This is a genomic window from Streptomyces sp. NPDC007896 (assembly GCF_042959425.1).
Classification (GTDB): Bacteria; Actinomycetota; Actinomycetes; order Streptomycetales; family Streptomycetaceae; genus Streptomyces.
The window spans coordinates 492,434-513,813 of sequence record NZ_JBIBKX010000003.1 but is presented as its reverse complement, the minus strand read 5'-3'; the positions used below and the strand labels follow the sequence as shown (position 1 = coordinate 513,813).

The 21,380-nt window shown below is 69.2% G+C and carries 22 protein-coding genes and 1 pseudogene; 13 read left to right on the top strand and 10 right to left on the bottom strand.

What is annotated here, in order from left to right:
* Nucleotides 1–156 precede the first annotated feature (156 nt).
* From ACFZDJ_RS13625 to ACFZDJ_RS13615, 3 genes are all read left to right on the top strand, one after another.
* The gene (locus tag ACFZDJ_RS13625) at nucleotides 157–1,077 is read left to right on the top strand and encodes a dioxygenase (RefSeq protein WP_391058717.1); all 921 of its coding nucleotides are present in this window, start codon (nucleotides 157–159) and stop codon (nucleotides 1,075–1,077) included.
* A gap of 129 nt (nucleotides 1,078–1,206) precedes the next feature.
* Complete coding sequence (locus ACFZDJ_RS13620; protein WP_391058714.1) at nucleotides 1,207–1,947, top strand: fumarylacetoacetate hydrolase family protein; 741 nt, start codon at nucleotides 1,207–1,209, stop codon at nucleotides 1,945–1,947.
* A gap of 98 nt (nucleotides 1,948–2,045) precedes the next feature.
* Nucleotides 2,046–2,816 carry an aldolase/citrate lyase family protein gene (locus tag ACFZDJ_RS13615; RefSeq protein ID WP_391058711.1) on the top strand — a complete coding sequence of 257 codons (771 nt, stop codon included), beginning with the start codon at nucleotides 2,046–2,048 and terminating at the stop codon, nucleotides 2,814–2,816.
* A 342-nt stretch (nucleotides 2,817–3,158) separates the two neighbouring features.
* Here the strand turns inward: ACFZDJ_RS13615 and ACFZDJ_RS13610 are convergent, their stop codons facing one another.
* From ACFZDJ_RS13610 to ACFZDJ_RS13590, 5 genes and pseudogenes are all read right to left on the bottom strand, one after another.
* Nucleotides 3,159–3,737 (bottom strand): NAD(P)H-dependent oxidoreductase, encoded by a 579-nt coding sequence (locus ACFZDJ_RS13610; RefSeq protein ID WP_391058709.1) that lies wholly within the window; start codon nucleotides 3,735–3,737, stop codon nucleotides 3,159–3,161.
* Between the two features lie 395 nt (nucleotides 3,738–4,132).
* Complete coding sequence (locus ACFZDJ_RS13605) at nucleotides 4,133–4,732, bottom strand: flavin reductase (RefSeq protein ID WP_391058706.1); 600 nt, start codon at nucleotides 4,730–4,732, stop codon at nucleotides 4,133–4,135.
* A 440-nt stretch (nucleotides 4,733–5,172) separates the two neighbouring features.
* Nucleotides 5,173–5,304 (bottom strand): annotated as a pseudogene (locus ACFZDJ_RS13600) (CoA-transferase); the annotation flags it as partial.
* A 149-nt stretch (nucleotides 5,305–5,453) separates the two neighbouring features.
* Nucleotides 5,454–6,527, bottom strand: a complete 1,074-nt coding sequence (locus tag ACFZDJ_RS13595) for an iron-containing alcohol dehydrogenase (RefSeq protein WP_391058703.1) — start codon at nucleotides 6,525–6,527, stop codon at nucleotides 5,454–5,456.
* On the bottom strand, nucleotides 6,524–7,420 hold the full coding sequence (locus tag ACFZDJ_RS13590; protein ID WP_391058700.1) for a dioxygenase: 897 nt from the start codon (nucleotides 7,418–7,420) through the stop codon (nucleotides 6,524–6,526). Before ACFZDJ_RS13590 ends, ACFZDJ_RS13595 begins: the two co-directional genes overlap by 4 nt.
* A gap of 100 nt (nucleotides 7,421–7,520) precedes the next feature.
* On the opposite strand from ACFZDJ_RS13590, the gene ACFZDJ_RS13585 reads away from it, so the two are divergent.
* Complete coding sequence (locus ACFZDJ_RS13585) at nucleotides 7,521–7,691, top strand: hypothetical protein (protein ID WP_391058697.1); 171 nt, start codon at nucleotides 7,521–7,523, stop codon at nucleotides 7,689–7,691.
* Between the two features lie 80 nt (nucleotides 7,692–7,771).
* On the opposite strand, the gene ACFZDJ_RS13580 is transcribed toward ACFZDJ_RS13585, so the two are convergent.
* Both ACFZDJ_RS13580 and ACFZDJ_RS13575 read right to left on the bottom strand, forming a co-directional pair.
* Nucleotides 7,772–8,152 carry a nuclear transport factor 2 family protein gene (locus ACFZDJ_RS13580; protein ID WP_391058694.1) on the bottom strand — a complete coding sequence of 127 codons (381 nt, stop codon included), beginning with the start codon at nucleotides 8,150–8,152 and terminating at the stop codon, nucleotides 7,772–7,774.
* Nucleotides 8,153–8,894: 742 nt separating this feature from the next.
* Nucleotides 8,895–10,145: an acyl-CoA dehydrogenase family protein gene (locus ACFZDJ_RS13575; RefSeq protein WP_391058691.1), complete on the bottom strand. Its 1,251-nt coding sequence runs from the start codon at nucleotides 10,143–10,145 to the stop codon at nucleotides 8,895–8,897.
* A gap of 166 nt (nucleotides 10,146–10,311) precedes the next feature.
* Here ACFZDJ_RS13575 and ACFZDJ_RS13570 point away from each other — a divergent pair, with 166 nt between their 5' ends.
* From ACFZDJ_RS13570 to ACFZDJ_RS13555, 4 genes are all read left to right on the top strand, one after another.
* Nucleotides 10,312–10,455 carry a hypothetical protein gene (locus ACFZDJ_RS13570; protein WP_391058689.1) on the top strand — a complete coding sequence of 48 codons (144 nt, stop codon included), beginning with the start codon at nucleotides 10,312–10,314 and terminating at the stop codon, nucleotides 10,453–10,455.
* Complete coding sequence (locus tag ACFZDJ_RS13565; protein ID WP_391058686.1) at nucleotides 10,455–10,937, top strand: VOC family protein; 483 nt, start codon at nucleotides 10,455–10,457, stop codon at nucleotides 10,935–10,937. Before ACFZDJ_RS13570 ends, ACFZDJ_RS13565 begins: the two co-directional genes overlap by 1 nt.
* A gap of 384 nt (nucleotides 10,938–11,321) precedes the next feature.
* Nucleotides 11,322–12,377: a helix-turn-helix domain-containing protein gene (locus ACFZDJ_RS13560; protein ID WP_391058684.1), complete on the top strand. Its 1,056-nt coding sequence runs from the start codon at nucleotides 11,322–11,324 to the stop codon at nucleotides 12,375–12,377.
* A gap of 245 nt (nucleotides 12,378–12,622) precedes the next feature.
* Nucleotides 12,623–13,345 carry a TetR family transcriptional regulator gene (locus ACFZDJ_RS13555; RefSeq protein ID WP_391058681.1) on the top strand — a complete coding sequence of 241 codons (723 nt, stop codon included), beginning with the start codon at nucleotides 12,623–12,625 and terminating at the stop codon, nucleotides 13,343–13,345.
* A 40-nt stretch (nucleotides 13,346–13,385) separates the two neighbouring features.
* Here ACFZDJ_RS13555 and ACFZDJ_RS13550 read toward each other — a convergent pair whose 3' ends face one another.
* The 3 genes from ACFZDJ_RS13550 to ACFZDJ_RS13540 are packed head-to-tail and all read right to left on the bottom strand — an operon-like array spanning nucleotide 13,386 to nucleotide 16,106.
* Nucleotides 13,386–13,811: a DUF4440 domain-containing protein gene (locus tag ACFZDJ_RS13550; RefSeq protein ID WP_391058679.1), complete on the bottom strand. Its 426-nt coding sequence runs from the start codon at nucleotides 13,809–13,811 to the stop codon at nucleotides 13,386–13,388.
* Between the two features lie 23 nt (nucleotides 13,812–13,834).
* Complete coding sequence (locus ACFZDJ_RS13545) at nucleotides 13,835–14,800, bottom strand: 2Fe-2S iron-sulfur cluster-binding protein (protein ID WP_391058675.1); 966 nt, start codon at nucleotides 14,798–14,800, stop codon at nucleotides 13,835–13,837.
* Nucleotides 14,801–14,807: 7 nt separating this feature from the next.
* Entirely contained in the window at nucleotides 14,808–16,106 is a 1,299-nt protein-coding gene (locus ACFZDJ_RS13540; RefSeq protein ID WP_391058672.1) for a Rieske 2Fe-2S domain-containing protein, read from the bottom strand.
* Between the two features lie 466 nt (nucleotides 16,107–16,572).
* Here ACFZDJ_RS13540 and ACFZDJ_RS13535 point away from each other — a divergent pair, with 466 nt between their 5' ends.
* The 5 genes from ACFZDJ_RS13535 to ACFZDJ_RS13515 are packed head-to-tail and all read left to right on the top strand — an operon-like array spanning nucleotide 16,573 to nucleotide 21,165.
* Nucleotides 16,573–18,234 (top strand): GMC family oxidoreductase N-terminal domain-containing protein, encoded by a 1,662-nt coding sequence (locus tag ACFZDJ_RS13535; RefSeq protein WP_391058669.1) that lies wholly within the window; start codon nucleotides 16,573–16,575, stop codon nucleotides 18,232–18,234.
* Nucleotides 18,231–18,653 carry a heme-binding protein gene (locus tag ACFZDJ_RS13530; protein ID WP_391058666.1) on the top strand — a complete coding sequence of 141 codons (423 nt, stop codon included), beginning with the start codon at nucleotides 18,231–18,233 and terminating at the stop codon, nucleotides 18,651–18,653. Before ACFZDJ_RS13535 ends, ACFZDJ_RS13530 begins: the two co-directional genes overlap by 4 nt.
* Before the next feature lie 37 nt (nucleotides 18,654–18,690).
* Complete coding sequence (locus ACFZDJ_RS13525) at nucleotides 18,691–19,767, top strand: amidohydrolase family protein (protein WP_391058663.1); 1,077 nt, start codon at nucleotides 18,691–18,693, stop codon at nucleotides 19,765–19,767.
* The gene (locus ACFZDJ_RS13520; RefSeq protein ID WP_391058661.1) at nucleotides 19,764–20,162 is read left to right on the top strand and encodes a metal-sulfur cluster assembly factor; all 399 of its coding nucleotides are present in this window, start codon (nucleotides 19,764–19,766) and stop codon (nucleotides 20,160–20,162) included. Before ACFZDJ_RS13525 ends, ACFZDJ_RS13520 begins: the two co-directional genes overlap by 4 nt.
* The gene (locus ACFZDJ_RS13515; RefSeq protein ID WP_391058658.1) at nucleotides 20,152–21,165 is read left to right on the top strand and encodes an alpha/beta hydrolase fold domain-containing protein; all 1,014 of its coding nucleotides are present in this window, start codon (nucleotides 20,152–20,154) and stop codon (nucleotides 21,163–21,165) included. The genes ACFZDJ_RS13520 and ACFZDJ_RS13515 overlap by 11 nt, the downstream gene beginning before the upstream one ends.
* The last annotated feature ends 215 nt before the right edge of the window (nucleotides 21,166–21,380 follow it).

Below are 21,380 nucleotides of genomic sequence, written 5' to 3'. Positions count from 1 at the left end.
GTGGCGCACCACTGGGTCTGGTACTTCATCCGGGTCGCGGAGCCTCGATGTTCACTGGACGGACAGTGGCGTTGTACGGGCGGAACGACCTTCCGATACTCGCGTGTGAGTGCTTGCCGCGGGGTCGGCAGCCGACCGTGACGAGGAGACGCCGAAGTGATCATCCAGGATGAAACCCAGCTCACCGCGGCGGTGCTTGCCGAGACCGAGCGGGCCGGCGACCCGCGTGTCAAGGAGATCATCCAGGCGCTGGTGCGCCATCTGCACGGTTTCGCTCGCGAAGTACGGCTGACCGAGAAGGAGTTCGACACCGCCGTCAACATCGTGACCAGGCTCGGCCGGCTCACCACGCCCAGCCATAACGAGGTCAGGCTGATGGCGGGCTCGCTGGGCCTGTCGACGCTGGTTTCCCTGATGAACAATGGCACCGAGGACAAGCCCACCTCGGCCAACCTGCTCGGCCCGTTCTGGCGCCAGGGCAGCCCGACCATGGACAACGGCGAATCGATCGTCCGCTCGCCCACCGAGGGACCGCCGCTGTTCTTCACCGGCCGTATCGTCGACACCGATGGAAACGCGGTTGCCGGCGCGGAAGTCGACGTCTGGCACGCTTCACCGGCCGGCCTCTACGAGAACCAGGACCCCGAGCAGGCCGATTGGAATCTCCGCGGCAAGTTCTTCAGCGATGAGGAAGGTGTGTTCGCCTTCCGCAGTATCAAGCCTTCCGGTTACCCGATACCGACGGATGGGCCGGTGGGCGATCTCCTGACCGCGCTCAAGCGCCATCCCTTCCGGCCGGCGCATCTGCATGCGCTGATCTACACACCGGGTTACAAGACGATCGCGTCCCAGCTGTACAGCCACGACGACCCCATGCTGGAGACCGACGCGCAGTTCGGTGTCGTACAGCGCCTCGTCGGCACGTATGTGCGCCACGAGAGCGAGCCGGCGCCGGACCCGGACGTGGCCGAACCCTGGTACGGCCTCGAGTTCACCTTCGTCGTCGAGCCGGGTGAGGCCTGGCTGCCGACGCCACCGGTGTCCGCCAAGCGCGACACGACGTCGGACAGCGTGTGACGTGATCGTGCCATCACCCAGCAGAGGCATGCCCTGCTCCACCCGCGCGCCGCGCGACCGCGCTCCGCACCTCCCGAGAGGAAACCGGTGATCACCGAAGCAGAACGTCGCGCAGCCGCGGCTGCCCTCATGCAAGCCGACCGTGATCGTCAGCCGATCACCCAGCTCAGCCTGACCTATCCCGATCTGGAGATCGTCGATGCTTATGCCATTCAGCAACTCTGGGCAGCGGAGCGTGTGGCGGCTGGAGCCCGGCTCGTCGGGCACAAGATCGGACTGACGTCTCGTGCCATGCAGATGGCCTCGCAGATGACGGAACCCGACTACGGTTTCCTCACCGACGACATGGTCGTCAACGACGGCACCTGTCTCGACGTGAGCCGCTACACGAAGCCCAGGCTGGAGGTCGAGCTCGCGTTCGTGCTCGGCGCGGACCTGTACGGTCCGAATCTGCGCGTCCACGACGTCCTGCGGGCGACGGAGTACATCGTCCCCGCGCTGGAGGTCATCGACTACCGCACCGAGGTGCCGCGCTCGATCACCGACACCATCGCGGACAACGCCGCCGCTGCGGCGATGGTCGTCGGTGGGCGGGTCGTGCGTCCGATGGACGTCGATGTCCGGTGGGTGGCCGCGACATTGGCGAAGAACGGGGTGATCGAGGAGTCCGGGGTCTCGGCCGCCGTCATGGGACACCCGGCGGCAGGCATCGCCTGGCTCGGCAACAAGCTCGCTGAGGTCGGCCAGCACCTCGAAGCCGGCCAGCTGCTGCTGTCGGGCTCGTTCACCCGACCCGTCTCGGTCGAACCGAACACCGTCATCCACGCCGACTTCGGCCCGTTGGGCTCGATCGGGGTGGCGTTCCAGTGACCGTGCACCACCCGCCGGCCGGCGCCCCGCGGCCCGCACCGGGCCAGTGGCCCCTGCCGCCGAACGCGTTCAAAGCGGCGCTCGCCCGAGGCGAGCAGATGATCGGCATGTGGTGCTCGCTGGCCGACCCGTACCCCGCCGAGATCATCGCCGGCGCCGGCTTCGACTGGCTGCTTCTCGACACCGAACACTCGCACGCCGACATCGCGACCGTGCTCTCACAACTCCAGGCGGTCGCCCCCTATCCCTGCTCGCCCGTGGTGCGTCCCCCGGTCAACGATCCCGTCGTGATCAAGCGGCTCCTGGATGTCGGCGCACAGTCACTGCTGATTCCGCAGGTCGAGTCGGCCGAAGAAGCGCGCGCCGCCGTCGCCGCCACCCGTTACGCCCCCACGGGCGTCCGCGGCGTGGCGGCCTTGACCAGAGCGACCCGGTTCGGTCGGGTCAAGGACTATGCCGAACTGGCGCACACCGAACTGTGCGTGCTCATCCAGGTCGAATCGCGGCACGCCCTTGAGCAGATCGGGCAGATCGCGTCCGTTGACGGCGTGGACGGGATCTTCATCGGCCCCAGCGACCTGGCCGCCAGCCTCGGTCACCCCGGAGACCCGAACGCACCTGGCGTCATCGACGCGGTGGAGGAGGCAATCGGACGCGTGCGCGCGGCGGGCAAACCGGCCGGCATCCTGACGACCAACCCCACGTTCGCGCGACGGTGCATCGATCTCGGGACCACGTTCACGGCCGTCGGCGTGGACGTAGGCCTGCTGGCACGCAGCGCCGACGCCCTCGCCCAGGCTTTCCGGCAACAGGCCGCGGCGGCTGCCGCGCCTGCCACAGCGGGCGGATCCTCGGAGGCGGCGCTATGAGGGTGGAGTCATCGGTCCTGCCACCACAGGTCCGTCGTTCACCGCGAAAAGGCGTCGGCTTCGCCACGCCGTGGCCGACACAATCCCGCAGCGGACCGGCCCCTGGACTGGCCACAGCTCCGCTGTCGCCGTAGGCCTTCTCACCTATCTCTCCGCGACCCTGGCTGAGTAAGTCACGCGGATGAGTCGCAGGGCCCGCTGACTTCGCCGTCTGGCCTGCCCAGTTGGCGGGCCCCTGCCGCTCAGCGCGACGCCGAGGCCAGGGGCCCGCCTCGGCGAGCGTGCCCCGGGCGGCTGCCAGGCCGGCGAGAACATCCCGGGCGACCGCTCGACTGGCGCAGGTCACGCCGTCGTAGTCGAGCGCAGTGCGCGCAAGGCCTCGTCGACGCGCACGAGTTCGTCAAGCATCACTGTCGCGGATCCGGCCATGACGTCGTTCGCAACCAAGCCCTGTTCCTCGTCGATGAGTTGGTGCACGAAAGGAATCGACACCGACTCGACGACTGGTGTCATTTTCAAGGTTGTCACGACCTGCTTGATCATCTGCGCGGCCCTGGTGCCGGCCGAGACACCGCCGTAGCTGACCAGGCCGACCGGCTTGTACTGCCACTCGCGGTGCAGGTAGTCGATGGCGTTCTTCAGTTCGGCGTTGTAGCCGAAGTTGTACTCGGGCATCACGAACACGAAGGCGTCCGCCTCCGCGACCTTGGCGCTCCAGTCGCGGGTGTGCTGGTGGGTGTACCTACCCAGGCGCGGGTGGTGCGGCTCGTTCATGAACGGCAGGTCGACCTCGGCCAGGTCCACCAGCTCGATCTCGTCGAATCCACCGTGCTTCTTGGCGTGGCTCTCGAACCACTCACCGATGGTGAGACCGATCCGGCCCGGCCGCGTGCTCGCGATGATGATCTTCAGCTTGGCCATGGGAAGTCTCTACTCCTTTGATACGGGACGCGGGGTGTGGCGACATGCGGGTCTCAGGGCACTGGGTCGAACAGGCGTTTTTGGAGAGGGCGCGACGCTCCGCCGCATCCGCCGGAGGCACGCGGCGTACGAGCCTGGAAATGGACCGCGGATCGCACCGCGTCGGTCATCTCGTCCGGGAGGCGGCGCTCGTACTCGGTCTGTTCCGCATGCTCCCGGAAAGGGGAGAGCAGACCCTGTGCGGTGCTCGTCGGTTTCCCACGCGTGCCTGCCGCATCGGCTGCCGCTTCCGTGGCGCTGACTGCGTGAATCGTCATGAAGGAGCTCCTGCTCGGGGCGGAGTTACGTCTGACTTCGGCTCTGGCCCGGTGGGTGTGTATCGAGATGCGATCGCGCTAGTACGCGGCCGGGACCAACTGAGACAGCTCGCTCAGCTGATGCCAGGTCCGGTTGTGGTAAACCAGCGGACCCGATGCGTCACTTCGGGCGTCGGCGCCCGTCGGCGCATGGTGCGCGTGGGTGGCGTTGACGACGACGAGCGTCGAAGCCCCGGCTGTGAAGGTGGCCGCGATCCTGCCCCGGATGCTTACCGGAGCCGCGACGAAGTGCGGCTCTCCGGTCGGCAGCCGGGTCCAGGCGGCGGTGTCCGCGAAGCGGTCCGCTCCGCTCGTCGCGCAAAGACGCGCGAGGTCGATCTGACCGGCCCCCAGTAGGTGTACGACCACGGACGACGACTCCAGGATCGTCGGCGTCGTCGAAGAGAGGGTCGAGGCGGAGAACACGAGGAGAGGGGGCGTTGCGCTCACTGATATCACCGATGTCGCGGTCAGGGCGACAGGGCCTCGGCCGGCGTCAGCGGTCACGACCGCGACGCCGCCCGCATGGTTGCGGAACGCCTCGCGGAAACCGTCAGGCGACAGCCCCGGCTCCAGAGAGGATTCGTCGATCAGCGCGACGTGCTGTCGCGCCTGCTTGTGATCAGTGAGTTCGGACATCGGCGGCGTCTCCAGTCAACATCGACGAAACGATGTATTCATCGAACCCGAAGGGCCGACCTGGCCTCTTGCCCGATCTCACCAAAATGCCCTTTGCCGATTGCGCCGACGAACCAACGCCTCGCCGAGCGACTGGTGGCGTGGCCGGCGCGGGAGAGCTCGCATCTGGGCCGATGACGGCCGCGAGCCGCAACGCGGCGCGCGGTTCGACCTGCCGAGGCCTGATGTCTGGCCGAGCAGTTCCTCCGCGCGCTTGACGCGGAAATTGACGGTGTTCATCGCCGCGAACAACGCGCGGGCCGCGTCCTGCGGTCGGCAGTCGGCAGTCGGCAGTCGGCAGTCGGCAGTCGGCAGTCGGCAGTCGGGATTGCAAGTACACCCGCACCGTCTCGCGCAGCACACGCGGCGTCTCCCCGCTTCCGCTCGGCTTGTTTCCCGGTGTCGGGCTCGGTCTCGCCGGGCTCGACCGGTTCCTCCCCCTCCGCGAGGGTGATACGGCTCGCCGTCGTGGGCAGCGGGCCGAAGTTCCCGGTGGACCTGTTGAAGACCAGGTTTCCGTGCCGGTCGCCGCGGCATCTCCACCTCGAGCTCATCGGCCAGGGACAGACGGGCGAATTCACTGTCGCGGCGTCCGCCGCAGTCTCGGCTGTGGACGCGATGACTCTGTTCGTGCTTGTCGGCTTCGAATGTGTTCTGACTGCGTCGCTGAGCGGACGTGTTCTCAGGCGGTCGGGGGTTGTCCGGACCAGGCGGCGCGCAGGAGATGGCTCAGGCCGTCCGCGGTCACCGCGCGGGGGTTGGCGTAGGGGTTGGCCAGCGTGACCTGCACGATTCGGTCGATGTCGCTGTCGGCCATGCCGAGCTCTCGCAGGGACCGCGGGGCGCCGAGCCGGTCGGCGAGGTCCCACAGATACGCGGCCGGGTCGGCGGAAGTGCCGAGGGCACGGCCGAGGGCGGCCACCGCCTTGGGCGCCGCATCGTGGTTGTAGGCGAGGGCGTGCGGGAGCACCACGGTGTGGGTGGGGGCGTGCGGCAGGTCGAGGGTGCCGCCGAGGGCGTGGCAGAGCTTGTGGTGCAGCGACATGGTGGTGGCGCCGAGGCAGGCGCCGCACAGCCAGGCGCCGTACTGGGCACGGGCGCGGGCGTCGAGGTCGGCGCCGTCGGCGACGAGGTCCGGGAGCGCGGCGGCCAGCGCCCTCACACCTTCCTCGGCCATCAGATCGATGACCGGGGAGGCGTCCGGCGCGTACAGGGCCTCGACCGCATGCGCGATGGCGTTCATGCCGCTGGTCACTGAGACCGCCGCCGGCAGGGTCACGGTGAGCGCGGGGTCGTACAGGACCGAGACCGGCAGGACGCGTGGATCGCGGCCGGTGCGCTTGACGCCGTTCTCGGTCAGACCCCACACCGGCGTCATCTCGGACCCTGCGTACGTCGTCGGAACGGCGATGACCGGCAGGCCGTACTGGAGGGCGACGATCTTCCCGAGGCCGATCGCCGAGCCGCCGCCGACGGCGATGCAGCCGTCCGCGTTCACCTCTTGCGCACGCCTTTGGGCGTCGGCGGCCGACTCGGCGGGCACGTGCATACGGGCGTGGGGGTGGATGTCCGCCGCTCGCGCGCCGATGAGGCTGGCGACCGTCTCGGCGAGCTCCCGCTGCCCAGGGGAACACAGCACCATGACCCGCTTGAGTTCGGCGTGGTCGATCTCGTCGGCAAGCCGGTCGAGGGCGCCGGTGCCCATCACCACGCGCATCGGGAGTGCCTGGTAGGTGAAGCCGAGCGGGGTGTTCATCGGGCGTCCTTGGTCGTCTCGGGCTCGACGGTCTCGGGCTCGACGGTGATGTCGAAGTCGGCCATGCGATAGGGCGCGGTGACCCGGTGCTCGCGGGCCCTCTCCTCGTCGTCGACCTGTGGAAAGTCGACGACCAGGCTCTCCTTCACGGCGAAGACGGCGTCCGAGTCAAGGTAGGGACTGTCGGCGACGAAGATGTGCGTTGTCAGCGTTCGGTGGCCGTCGGCCTCGACGATGAAGTGGATGTGGGCCGGGCGGTAGGGGTGCCGCTCGGTGGCGTCGAGCAGCACTCCCACCGGGCCGTCGGTCGGAATGGGGTAGTGGCTGGGCACGATCGTGCGGAACCACAGGCGGCCTTCGTCGTTGGTCCGGAAGAGCCCGCGCCCGTTGCCCAGCGGCTGGACATCGGGCTGCTGCACGTCGTAAAAGCCGTCCTCGGTGCACTGCCAGACGTCGACGCTCGCACCGGCCAGCGGGCTGCCGTCCACCGATGTGACGCGCAGCGAGACGACGCAGGGCTTTCCGGTGCCCATGAGATCGATGGTGTCCCCGCTCTCGCGCTTCGGGGACTCCACGACGTGGAACGGACCGAGGACCGTGCTCTCGGTGCCGCCGCCCTGCTCGTTCACCGTCTCGACCAGCATGGAGACACCCAGCACATCGGAGAGCAGGATGAACTCCTGACGGGTGGGATCACATTTCTGCCCGACGGCGGTGAGGTAGTCCACCGCGCACTCCCACTCCTGGATCGTGGGGCGCAGCTCACGGACGTAACCGTGCAGATGGCGGACGAGCCCTTGGAGCAGCTCACGCAACCGCGGATCCGGGGTGTCGCGGAAACTGTCGACGGCCGCGGCGGTGATGGCCTTCGCCGCTTCGTCGGTGCCTGGCATGACATACCTCCAGTGGTGGCGGGCGTTCGAGGAAGCGGTACGAAGTCGCAGCCGGGGGCGATATCCGCGGAGCGCGACCGGCAGCCGCATCATGCGACGAGTGGCGAACGGCCCTCGGTGCACCTACCCGCTCACCGGCGTCGACTGCGTCAGCGGCGTCTACACCGACCACGGCGTCTTCGACGTCGGCCCCGACGGCGCACGGATCCGGGAGACCTACGGCGTCGACACCCACGAACTCGCGGAGCAACTCGGCATCACGCTGTCATAGGGTGAGCGTCGTGCCGTTCTACGGCGGGGGACGGGAACCGGGCACGATCAGAACCACCGGCTCCCGCCCCGCCCGGCCGGTCAGACGCCGTCGCTCTGGGGGATGAGCACCCGCAGCTCCGTGATCAGCCCGTCCGAGTTCACGGTCACGTGCTCAATGCCGCTCTGGGATCCGAGTTGGCCGTCGGCGGTGCGCCACGCCATTATGAAGCGGACTTCGATCGTGCCTCCGTCGAGCACCGTGGTGGTCCACACGTGCTTGCTGTCGGCCATGTCCGAGTAGAGACGTCGGTAGAACTCCGTGATGTCAGCCAGGCCGGTCACCGGAGGGAGTTCGCCGAAGTGCACGGTGGCCCTCGGCACGAACACCGCCTCAAGCTCCTTCAGTGCTTCGGGCTCGTGCGCCGCACGGTCGACGAGCGTGAGGTAGCGATCGACCACTGTCTCGGTCGTCCGAGTCATTGCGTTTCCTCTTTCTGGTGAGGTGTCAGCCCATCAGGGCTTTGCCGAGTTTGGCGCCGACCGAGGTGGAGGCGGCGCGGATCAAGGTGCTGCGGGCGATGCGGCCGAAGCGGTTGGCGGGCATGAAGAAGTGCCGCATGAGCAGGGCTTCCTGCTGGTAGCGGGTGACGAACAGTGGTGCACTCGAGACGCAATGGAGGCGCTGCCACAGCTCCCGGTCGTGAAAGGTGCGGCGATGCCGTTCGCTTCCTGCTGGTACCAGGTACGGGCGTAGACGTGATCGCCACCGACGACAGGATGGTCGTGGCCGAAAGAGCGGCCGCTATGGCGGGGGCTCTTCCGAGCACGCGTGCCGGGCTCAGGAGCGCCTGCAGACACCACAGTTCGTGCCCGTCGTCGCGGTGGGGACCCAGATCCGCCCCCGCCGTCGGCCGCGTGCACCCACTCGCCGGCGGTGGCGAGGTTGTCCTGGTCGTAGCGGTGCTGTGGGACCCATCCGCAGGTGGGCAAGGCTGAGCAGGGTCCGGCGGCCAAGGCCCAGACGCCGCCGACGGGAGCCGATCTCGCGGCGGCGTCACCGCAAACTGCCGCGTGAGCACACGGGGCATCGCTGGACACGTCGACGTCCGGCGGCTGAGCGAACACGTGAAGCCTCTGGCCGAGGCGCCATCTATCAGGGGCTTCACCACATTGACAGCCCAACTGCCTTGCCCCGAGGGGGGGCTGGAATGGCTCCTTGGCCCTAAACGGTGTTCAGGTCCAGCCCGAAGTGGGCCCTTGCCGTCATCACAGTGATGACAGGCACGTGCTCCGCGATCTGCGCCTTCGACATCTGTGTCACCAGGAAGTAGTCCTGCAGCGGCAGACCCTTCCGCGCCACCGAGGAGCCCACCGAGCGGAACAGCAGTTCAGTGGCTTCGTGCGACAGCCGACACGACGCGTACAGCACATTGCCGAGGGCGGCCCAGTCCTCGAAGGACGGGAGGTCGCCGCTCACCCAACGCTCGCCCAGTCGCTCGTAGTCGCGGGCCGCTGCGAGAAGCACCGACTGCGCGGCGTCGATCGTCGCCCGCGCCTGGCCCCAGATGCTCTGGCCTTCTTCGTGCTTGTACCGCTCGACCAGCGGAGGGTACAGGCGCTTCTTGGTCAGGATGGTCTCTTCATAGGCATCGAGCGCCGCCCACGCCGCACCGACCTGGACAGCCGCGAGTGAGGCCGGATACAGCGGCTGGATCTGGCCCAGGTACAGGGGGTTACCGGTGGAACGGGTGCCGTGCGTGCCTTCAGGGAAGTTCGAGTATCCCCACTCGAACAGGGGAGACACGTTCTCAGCCGGGATGAAGACGTCCTCCACGACGACAGTGTTCGACCCGCTCGCGCCGAGGGCCATCGTGGCGTGCGCTCCCCAGTCGTCCCGTACGGTGTAGTCGCCACGCGGGAGGAGAACCACGGCCGGGACGGGGTCACTGCCCTCGGCCAGGATGATCGTGCTCACCATCGCGTGGGTCGAGTACGGGACACCGGACGAGTACGGCCACACCCCCGTGAGGCGGAATCCGCCTTCCGTGGGAACGAGCGCGCCTCGGGGGGTGGCGGAGTGCGGCGCGATGAAGACGCCGTCCTCGCCGAAGGCCTCCCGCACGACCTCCTCCGGAAAGTGCGCGACCAGGGGGATCGTGTGACCCGTCCCCAGGGTCAGGCACCAGCCGATGCCGGGGTCTCCGCGCGAGATCTCGATCATCGTCCGGTAGTAGGTCTCCAGGCCGAACTCGTACCCGCCGTACTTCCGCGGCTGCACGAGGCGGTAGAAGCCGGCGTCCTCGAACGCCTTGTGGATTTCGGCGGAGTACTTGCCCTCCTCCGCTGCTTTCACGCGATTCTCGCGGAGAGTCGGGCGCATCGCCGCGGCACGGGCGATGACCTCCTGCGGGGTGAGGTCCGGCTCCGGCACCCGGAGATCGCCGATCACAGCGGTTGCGTCGTTCGACGACATCGTCGTTCCCTTCGTCCGCTCCTTCTCACCCGGCCTCGTTGCCGTGGGATGAGGAGTGGATCGAGTCAATCCCCCCGCACCCGCGCATCGCTTGCCCTGATCCGCCAAATCCGGCGCAGCGGATTGCCCCAGAGAGGCAAGCAAAATCGGCGCACCCCGAACGAGCATGAGAGACGACTGCTCGACGAACGTGCAGTCGTACGACGAATCAACGGAAGAGTTGGTGACGATGGTCGATGAAGACTTTTCGTACCCGCCGGCGGATCGGGCAGCGAGCCTGCGCGAGCGGGTCGAAGAAGGGCGCTTCTGATGGCGAGTGTCCAGCACCTGGCCGTACGCGTCTCGGACATCGAGCGCTCCACGAGGTTCTACGTCGAGACGTTCGGCGGTAAGGAAGTCCTTCACCCCTATCACACAGGCAAGCAGATGACCGAGATCATCTTCGGCCTGAAGGACACCGACTACCGAATCGGATTCATCGAGCTGCCCGACGGCTTCGGCCTCGAGCTGTTCCAGTTCCTCCCCGACCGCAATCCGACGATCGGCGTGCCGCAGCCGGAGGCGTCGTTCATGCACTTCGCCATCGCCGTCGACGACGTCGCGGCCACCTTGGCGCGTGCAGTGGCGAACGGCGGGGAGAGCTTCGGCGATCCGGCCGGGTGGGCTCCGAGCGACCCCGCGAAATACGCCTACGTCAAGGACCCGGACGGGAACATCCTCGAAGTGAACGACACCTCGTGGGAGCGCATCCTGCGCTCCGCGATCGAGCTGTACCCCGAGGCCAAGCACTAACATGGGCTGAATCGAAGGGAGGGCCGGAGCACCGTCCCCGCCCCTCCCACCAGCGCCGCCCCGTCAGCGGGATGCGCGCATAGAGCGTGCTGCCATCAGGCCCGACCACCTCGGGCGCTCGCAATGACGCGAGAGGGGATGCGGATGTCCGCCACCGGGTCCTGGGTGTGTCAGCTGCACCCCACCGCTCCCCCTGATGAGCTCGAGCCGACCTGCCTTCCGGAGACCTGGAACCGGACCGTTGCCGACATCGGAATCGGGGCGTCCTCGTGGGCCGTCGAATTCTGTCACGAGCTCGCGGCGCTCGCAGTCGACCCCGACCTCCTTGCCGTCCGCCGCGCGGAAGCCGCCGAGTCGCTACGCCCCACCGCCGAGGCGGTCGTCATGGAGGCCCTGGTGGCTCTTCACCTCGGTCGGCCGGTCCCCACCACGGTCCCCCCGGAGACGACCCGACAGATCGCCCGAGCGGTGAGACAACGGATTCCGCTGGAGCGCATACTCGCGTTCCAGCGAACCTCCCACGCCCGCTTCAGCGACGCCCTTGTCTGTGAGTTCCGCCGCCTTGTGCCGGCCGATCAGCAGTCGGAGGGACTCTCCGACCTGTCACGGTTTCTGGTCGACCTCGTGAGTTCGTTCTCGCTCGCGTGCAGCGCCGCCTACGCGGCCGAGGAGCAAGCGTGGCTCACGAGCATCGACGGCTCGCGTGGGGAGCTGGTCAGGACTCTGCTGCGTGGCGACCACACGGACCTGGACCCCTCGAAGTCGCTGCGGTACGAGCTCACGAACCGGACCCATGTCAGCCTGATAGTCCGACGCGACGCGCGCGACGACGACGCGGAGTCGGAGGGACTCGATCGGGTGGCCGCCAAGCTTTTGACGCGCATCGGCGCGACCGCACACTTGGTGATCCCGTCGGACGATCGCGAGGTGTGGGCATGGGGCGGGTTCACCGACCCGCGGAGTGCGGCGGTCCGCTCGATCCCTGTGGTGCCGGGTGCCCTGGTCACCGTGGGTCGACCGTCACGCGGCCTCGATGGTTTCCGGGCCACGCACGAAGAGGCGAAGGCAGCAGCCCGCGTCACGCTGTACAGGACCGCCCGCTCATGCGGCCGCACGGTCTTCTTCGAGGACGTCCGGCTCGCGGCGTTGCTCACCTCGGACCCGGAGCGGGCGCAAAGGTTCGTCCGGGACGAGCTCGGGGCCCTGGGACATCCGCGAGAGTCGCTGCTCCAGGAGACCGTGCGCGTCTACCTCGAATGCAACTGCAGCCCCGCGACCGCCGCGGCACGGCTCGACGTGGTGAAGAACACCGTCGTGTACCGCATCCGACGTGCTGAGGCGATGCTGGGACGGAGCGTCAAAGAACAGCAGGGCATTCTGTGGGCGGCGCTCCATCTCATCGACGTCGTCGAGCCCATGGAGTCGCAGTATTCGGCCTGACGACGGATCGCACAGGCAGTGCGCCGCAGAGCCCACTGATCAAACGGTTCGAGCGGCAGCCCGCTGGTACGCCGATACCCGACGGCCGCGTCATCGACGGCACGTGGAGAGCCAGGTGCGCTGCGACATCCTCCTCGCGAAACAGGCACTGCCTCGCCCACCCATGACCATTGGCGCGGCGGTGCCGACAACGGTCGCCGCAGGTAGGTGCTTTGTCCAACAAGGCCGCCGGTAAGGTCGTCCATGTGACAGGGGAAGAGACGGCATCAGGAAAGTCGGGAGCGGCGTCCGGCAGGCAGCAGCGCCGGAGGCACCCCGATGATCCCGGTCGTCAGCGCGACCCGGTGGGCACCCGGCGGGCCATTCTGGCCGCCGCCGGCGCGGAGTTCGCCGCCCACGGTTTCGACGGGGCCCGGGTCGTGCGGATCGCGGAGTCGGCCGGCGTCAGCCATCAGCTGATCACCTACTACTTCGGGGGCAAACGCGGGCTGTACGAGGCGCTGAGCGAGCAGTGGCTCGAGGAGTCCATGCGCGTCAGCCAGGCCCGCACCTTCGCGGATGCCGCGCGGCGCTACGTCCACTGGGCGCATGAGGACCCCGCGTGGGTGCACACGCTGACGCGCGAAGAGCCCGGCACGCGCCCACCCGCCGAGGACGAGCGGGCCGCCGAGCTGTTCAAGCACGTCGAGGAACTCCGCGAGCGACAGGCACGCGGTGAATTCCGCAGCGACCTCGACGTGGGGGCCGTGGCCCTTGTCTTCTTCGCCGCCTCGATCGCTCCGGTGGCCATCCCATGGATCGCCCGTGAACTCGGCCAACAGGACCCCGAATCACCAGAGTTCATCGACCACTACGCGGAGCAAGTGGGCCGGATCGTCTCCGCACTCTCCGAAGCCACAACAGCGACACGGGAGACACAGGAGACACAGGACGAGGACCCGCCGGCGGACGGCGAGCCCCAGGACTGACGACCACCGGATCCCCGGGTTCCGGGAATCCGTACGCCGCTCAGCCGGGCGGCAGCCGCCGGGCCATCTGGAGGTGCGCCAGCTGCCAGCCGCCCGCCGGGGAGCGCGCCCAGACCCGGGTGACGGCGGCCTGGATGACGAACGGAGTCAGCTCGGGCACGAAGGCGACCCGCATGTCCTGGAGACAGCTGACCACGGCCGTGGCGCCGAAGCGCTGGACGGTCACGTCATGGGTGTCCACCTGGCTGGTGCGGCCCAGGCGTGCCGCGTATCGCAGCCAGTCGTCCACGCCGTGGATGTAGCCCACCGCAGAGTGCACGATCACGCAGTCGGGACGCATCAGGACGCGGAGCGCCGGTTCCGGGTCCGGAAGGGTCTGTGCCGCGCGCCAGGCGGCCTCGGCCTCCTCAACCGTGGCGGGAGCGGAGGCAGGGACGGGGGCGGAGACGGCGAGGTCTTTCGCCACGGGCGCCTCTGTCGCTGAGCCGGTCACAGCTCCAGCTCCAGGATCGAGGACTTCGACCGGGACGAGCACGGGGTGAACAGCCCCTCCCCGCGCTCCTCGTCGGTCAGGACGTCGTCCCGGTGGTCGGGCTCACCGGCTCGCACCCGCACGATGCACTCGCCGCAGATGCCCTGTCCGCACGAGTTGGGCGCATCGACGCCGTTCGCCAGCAGGACGTCCAGGACGCTCTGGTCCTCGGGAACGAGGTACTCCGCTCCCGTGGAGGACAGGCGCACGGTGAATCCGCCCTCCCCTCCCCCACCGGGCTCGGCCGCGACCGTCGGCGAGGCGCTGAAGCGCTCCTTGTGCAGGGCGGACGCGGGCCATCCGAGCTCGGCCGCCCGCCCCAGCGCGTAGTCCATGAACCCGCCGGGGCCGCAGACGTAGACCGCGGTCCCGGGAGCAGGGTTCCCCAAGTCGCTTCCCAGATCCAGGCGTTGCTCCGGGGGCTCATCGTCGAAGTGAAGGGTGACCCGCGGGTGGTTCTCCAGGTCGGCGAGGAAGGCGGCCTCGCTCCGGCTGCGGGCGCAGTAGTGCAGGTGGTAGTCGCCGCCGGTGGCGTCGAGGCTCTGGGCCATCGACAGCAGCGGGGTGATGCCGATGCCGCCCGCGAGAAGCACGTGCCGGCGCGCGGACGTCAGGCCGAAGCGGTTGCGCGGTGCAGCGATGCGCAGGGTGTCGCCCTCTGCGAGGGCGTGCATGGCGCGTGAACCGCCGCGCGAGGCGGGCTCGTCGAGGACCGCGATCCGGTACTGCTTGCGGATGTCCGGCGGTCCGCACAGGGAGTACTGCCGGATCAGTCCCGCCGTACCGACAGTCACATCGATGTGGGCGCCGGGCTCGTACTCCCACAGCTCGTCGCCGTCGGCCCGGGCTAGGTCGAAGACCGCGATTCTCGGCGTGGCGTCGTACCGGGCCACGACGACCGCGTCCGTCCAGGTGGTGCTCACGCTTCGGTCACGCCCCTGCCGCCGTGGGCGCTGCCGCCCGGTCCGTCCTCGTGGGCGTCTCCGGCCGGGTGAAGAGGCCTGCTTCCACACGGCGGACCGGCTCGCCGGGGGTGGCGACGCCGAGCGGGGTGCGTCCGGCCTCGACGTCGTCCAGCATCGCGCGCAGCATGCGCCGGAGCATGACGACACCCTTGTCGGACGGCGCCAGGGTCTCTTCGGAGTGCTGGGTGATGGGGCCCTGCGACCACTGGGCCTCGTAGTCGCCGGGGAAGCGCTGCTTCTCCTCCTCGCTCAGCAGCCAGCCGTCCTTGCCGTTCTGTTTGATGCCGAACATGAAGGACGTGGCCCGCTCGGAGTCGGCGGAGCGGACGGAGAAGACCAGTCGGTGGTGGGTGTCGTCAGCGGGGACGACCCAGATCAGCATGTCGTTGCGGACGTCGGGGGTCGAGCGGATGAAGTCGGGCAGCGCGATGATGTTGGGCAGCATGCACTCCACCGACCACTCCAGGTCGACGGGCGCACCGCCCTCGCCCTTGGCGTCCTGGTAGCGCCAGATGTACTTCACGCCGTTGTCGGTGCGGTGGTACGTGGTGCGCTCGGCGGCGGTGCGGTGGTCGTAGTAGTGCTCGGGGAAACCGGTCGTGCCGGTGCCCTGGAACTGGAACCCGCTGTGGTTGGAGTGCAGCCACGCCGCGTGCACGGGGTCGACGGCGTTCTCGAACAGCTGGAGCCAGTTGTAGTCCTGCTCCAGGCCGATGACCTCGGCGCCGGGCACCATCCAGCTGGTGTGGTAGCTCTCGCCCTCGCCCAGGGGTTCGAGGCTGTCGTAGCGCGGCAGCGGGGGCTTGAGCTCGGGCGGGCCCATGTAGACGAAGACCAGGCCGTAGGCCTCCTCCACCGGATACCACGGCTGACGTGCGAGATTGCGTCGCTTGCCGCCGTCGATTTCGCAGGCCTGGTCCAAGCAGTGGCCCTGCACGTCGAACTTCCAGCCGTGGTAGCAGCAGCGGATGCCATCCTCCTCGATGCGGCCGTAGAAGAGGCTGCTGCCGCGGTGCGCGCACCGCTCGAAGACGACGCCGGGGCGGCCCTGGCCGTCCCGGAAGACGATCAGGTTCTCGCCCAGCAGGCGCACGCGGTGCGGAACGTCGCTGGTCAGAGCGGTGGAGCTGGCGATCGGCTGCCAGTGGCGGCGCAGCGCCTCGCCCATCGGGGTGCCGGGGCCGACCTCGGTCAGGCGGGCGTCGTGGGAGGAGGGGTTACGGCCGTAGCCGGTTCCCGTGTCGGGCACGGTCGTGTCGGTCATGTGGACCATCTCCTCGGCGTTGAGGCAGTGGGGACGCGGGTACGAGGGCCGTTCGAGGGTCGGACAGCCCGCGGTCGAGGCTGCTTCGCGCTGTCGCGAGGCGTTGTGACACGAGCGTGCGGCGGCTCTTCCGGCACGCTCGGACAGGGACGGACGGGCACCGCGAGCGATGTGTGCCCCTGAGGCGTTCATGCCGTTGTACGGCTCTGATGAAAAACTGTCAATGGCTCCGACCTGCTTTGATGAATTACTTGCAGACCCCTGTCGGATCGCCGGACGCCCTTGTTACGGTGACCCGGCACCGAGGTGATGACCCGCTCACGGACTCCGCCACACCTCGCGACAACACCTGAGAACGTGCCGAGCCGGCAACCGCCTCCCCGCGATTTTCCGCAGCTCCTTCAGCGCGCGTTCGCTCCAGAGCCGAAGGAGACGAGATGTCCGGAACCACCGCAGGACCCTCCGTATGAGCGCCGGGCAGGGCGCCGAGTACGACTACGTCGTCGTCGGTGCGGGTACGGCCGGCTGCGTCCTCGCCGCGCGCCTGTCCGCGGACACCGGGACACGGGTGCTGCTGATCGAGGCCGGCCCGCCCGCGGACCGCGGCCTGCTCGTTCAGCTGCCCCTCGGGGTCGGGCTGCTGTCGGGACGCAAGGACATCAGCTGGGGTTACGAGTCGGAGCCCGAGCCGGGCCTGGACGGCAGGCGTATCCCGGTCCCGCGTGGCCGACTGGTCGGCGGCACCGGATCGATCAACGGCTCGACCCATGTCCGTGCGCATCGCCTCGACTACGACGACTGGGTCAAGTCCGGTGCGACGGGCTGGGGTTGGGACGACCTGCTGCCGTACTTCCGCCGCTCGGAGAGCAGTTGGCGCGGGGACACCGAGCACCACGGCGGGTACGGCCCCGTGACCGTGTCGACCACGGTCCGACGAGGTCCTTTCGGCCGCCGTCTGGACCGCGCCGCCCGATCGCTGGGCATCGAGTTCCCCGACGACACCCAGAGCGGGGACCCCACCGGAGCAGGCCAGGTCGAGAACGCCATCCACCGCGGACGGCGGCACAGCACCGCCGCCGCGTACCTGCGCCCCGCCCTGCGGCAACGCCCCAACCTCACCCTGCTCACCGGGGTGCTGGTGGACACGCTCGCGCTCGACCGGGGACGCGTCACGGGCGTCCGCGTCGTGAAGGACGGACTGAGCCGGGTGATCCGGGCGGCCCGCGAGGTCGTGGTCTGCGCGGGTGTCTACAACTCGCCGCAGCTGCTGATGCGTTCGGGCATCGGACCGGCGGATCACCTGCGCGAGCACGGCATCGAACCGGTGGCGGACCTGGCCGGCGTCGGCGCCAACCTCCAGGACCACCCGGCGGCTCCCGTGCTGTTCGATGTGAAGGATCCGGTGACCTTCCACGAGCACCTGCGCGTCGACCGCGCGGCGGTGGGCGCGCTCCGCTGGCTGCTCACCGGGAACGGTCCGCTGGCCGGGATGCCCGAGTTCCTCTCCGCGTACATTCGCACCCGCCCCGACCTGGACCGTCCCGACGGGTTCCTCGGCATCCTGGGCGGCGGTTTCGACGCCCGGCCGTGGTTCCCCGGCATCCGGCCGCTGAAGAACCGGCACTGCGTGGCCCTCAACGCCGTCGCGACCCCGCGCAGCCGCGGTGAGGTCCGGCTTGGCTCCGCCGATCCGGCCGCCCCGCCGCGGATCACGTTCAACCTGCTCACCGAGCCGGAGGACGTCGCCGCGCTGCGCGAGACCGTGCGCACCACGCTGGCCCTCCTGCGCAGCTCTGAGGTCTCCCCGATGATCAGGGTGGAGCTCGCACCGGGCCCCGACGTGCGCACCGACGCCGACTTCGAGCGTTATCTGCGCGAGACCGGTTATTCCGCCAACCACGCCTGCGGCACGTGCGCCATCGGCACCTCCGAGACCGCGGTCGTCGACCCCGAGCTGCGGGTGCGCGGCATCGACGGGCTGCGTGTCGTCGACGCGTCGGTGCTGCCGACCGTGCCCGGCGCGAACATCAACGCCACCGTCATCGCCGTGGCGGAGAAGGCCTCCGACCTGATCCGCGGGATCCCGGCAGCCTCCGGCGCCCCGCTCCATGAGAGGACCGCGGGATGAGGGAACCGCTGCCGTACGCCATCGCGTACGGGGCGGCCGAGGCCGCGCTGGAGGCGGCCCGGGCCGAGGGGGCGCGGATCTGCGTGGCGGTCGTCAACCGCAGCGGCGTCACCAAGGTGCTGCTCAGCGACGACGGAGTCGGCCCCATCGGGATCGAGACCGCGCGCCGCAAGGCCTACACCGCCGCCGTCACCGGCGTGCCGACCTCGAAGTTCGCCGCCTTCGCCGCGTCACCCGCGATGGCCGTCGCGCCCGTGCACCTCGTCGACGCCGGCCTCCTCGCCGTACCGGGCGGGGTGCCCATCACCGTAGACGACGGCGAGGTCATCGGTGCCGTCGGCGTCGGCGGAGCCGACGCCGAGACCGACGAGCGACTCGCCTCCCGCGCCCTGGAAGGCCTGAAGGACCTGGTCGCGTGAGCGCCCCTGCCACCCGTGACACCAAAGGAGAACAACCGTGATCGAGGACTTCCTCGTCGTCGAGGGCGTGGCCCACAACTACAACTTCCGGCGCGAGAACTGCGTCAACCCGCACATCGGGGCGGCCATCGCCGAGCACCTCTACGGCCTGCACAAGCGGGTCAGCGGCCCCGAGTACACCCTCGAACGCTCCACCTACATGCAGGGCGCGGGCGCGGACATCATCGGCCGGGCCCTGCTCGCGGAGAGCCAGACCGACGTGATCGCCTACCACGAGACGCCCATCTACGGCCACTTCCGGGACGGGGGCTCGGCGCTGAGCGTCGGCCTCGAGATGCGCGAGATGTGGCCGGAGCGCGTGCTCATCTACGGCGCAGTGTCCCCGCTGCGCCCCGGCGCCCTGGACCGGGTGGACGAGCTGGTGGAAAAACACCGCGTCAACGCCCTCAAGCTCTATCCGATCGACGTCGTCGAGGGCCGCGTGACCGCGCTGGACATGGGTGACCCGGAGATCTGCTTCCCTTTGCTGGAGCGGGCCCAGCAGCACGGCCTGAAGGTCGTGGCCATCCACAAGGCCCTCCCGGTCGGCCCCGGGCCGACCTCCGCCCTCGGGATGAGCGACGTGGAAGCCGCCGCGCTGGCCTTCCCCGACCTCACCTTCGAGGTCGTCCACGGCGGCATGGCCTTCGTCGAGGAGACGGCCCTTCAGCTGGAGTCCTTCCGCAACATATGGGTCAACCTGGAGGCCACGTCGTTCATGGCGGTCTACGCGCCCCGCCGCTTCGCCCAGGCGATGGGTGCCTTCCTGCAGGCCGGTGCCGCCGAGCGGATCATCTGGGCGACCGGCTGCGACGCCGTCCACCCCCGGCCGGCGATCGATGCGTTCTGGAACTTCGAGATGCCCCGTGACCTGATCGAGGAGTACGGGATGCCCGCGCTCACCAAGGAGATCAAGGCCAACATCCTCGGCCGCAACTTCCTGCGGATGCACGGCATCGACGAGAAGGACCTCCGCGAGCGCATCCGCGGCGACGAGTTCGACACCACCGAACTCCAGGAGCCCTGGGGCGGACGCATCGCCCCGGTCGACGACGTACTGGCCGGTGCCCGATGACCGTCACGGAAGCTCAGGTCCGCGCGACGCTCAACGAGATCGTCGATCCGTGCAGCATCACCGCGGGAGTCCCCGCCGGACTCGACGACATGGGACTCGTCGGTGACATTCGTGTGCAGGACGACGGCGCCGGCGGCCAGCGCATCGCGGTCACCGTCGGCGTGACCGAGCCGAGCTGCGTGCTCATCGGCTCGTTCGCGACCGAGGCCCAGGTCCGGCTCACGGCTCTGGCCGGTGTCTCCGCGGTGGATGTGCGGCTGGCGGACGACTTCGACTGGACCCCGGACAGGCTCGCACCGCACTACCGGCAACGGCTCGACGAACACCGCGAACACAAGCGTCGCACCCTCCCCCTTCTCGCCGTGACCAGGACAGGACCAGCCGGTGACCAGTGAGACCTCACAGCAGCCGCACACCTCCGACCCGACGGCGGTGACGGCGAACAACGCCGCCGTCATGGGCCGCTTCATGGATGGACTCAGCCAGGCACCGCTCCCGCCCGAGAAGGTCGCCCCGACTCCCGTCCGGGTGGTGCGCGACATCGCGTACGACGTGGCACCGGGCGCGGACCTGCGGATGGATCTGTACCTGCCGACGTCGTCCGCGACGGTCCCCACCCCCGTGATCGTATGGCTGCCCGGTGGCGGCTGGCGCCATCAACGCCGGGGCTACGGCCCCCACTTGCCCCGGCTGTTCGCCGAACGCGGATACGCCATGGCGGACATCGAGTACCGCTCCTCCGAGGCCGCCGTCTGGCCCGCGCAACTGCACGACGTCCAGGCCGCGTTGGGCCACCTGCACGACCTCGCGGACACCCACGGCCTGGACCCGGCGTCGATCGGCCTGTGGGGCAGCTCGTCCGGCGCACACCTCGCCCTGCTCACGGCCTTCGCCACCGACGCCGAAGGCTCCCCCGCGGCGTCCGGCGTACGCGCGGTGGTGGCGGGCTATCCCCCGAGCGACCTGCTCCGGCTCAATGAGGACGCGCTGCCCGGTGGAATGCTGGGCGTGGATCACTCCGATCCGGCGTGGGGTCTGCTGGGCGGCCCGCCGTCGGACCATGCCGCCGCCGCGGTTGAGGCCAGCCCGGCCCGGCAGGCCCACCCGCGGGTGCCGCCCGTGCTGCTCCTGCACGGCGACGCCGACCTGCTCATCGGCCCCGCCCAGAGCCGCCGCCTCCACGACACCCTGGTCGCCGCGGGCGCCGAGTCCCATCTTCTGCTGGTGCACGGCGCCGACCACGGCCTCCTCAACACCGGCGCCTGGGAACTGAACCCCATGACGGCCACGGTGCGGTCCTCGCACTTCCCGGACGCCGAGAACTCCGTGCGGCTGACTCCCGCGCTGATCGAGCGCTTCTTCGACCGCCACCTGCGATCGGACCCCTGGAACGCCTGACACACCACGGCGCTACGACGACATCAGCCGCGCTCCGTTGCCACCTCCGTGGCTCACCTCCGACTCACGGCATCGTGCGCCTCATCGTCACTCCGGGCGTCGCGTGCCGACGCGCTGTCCGGTTGCCACTCGGCGTTGTGCACCTTTCGCGGCACGTGACGAGGGTCAGGGCCTTGCGGCGGGCGCGGTTGCCCGTGCCCCGTGTACCCGCCGGG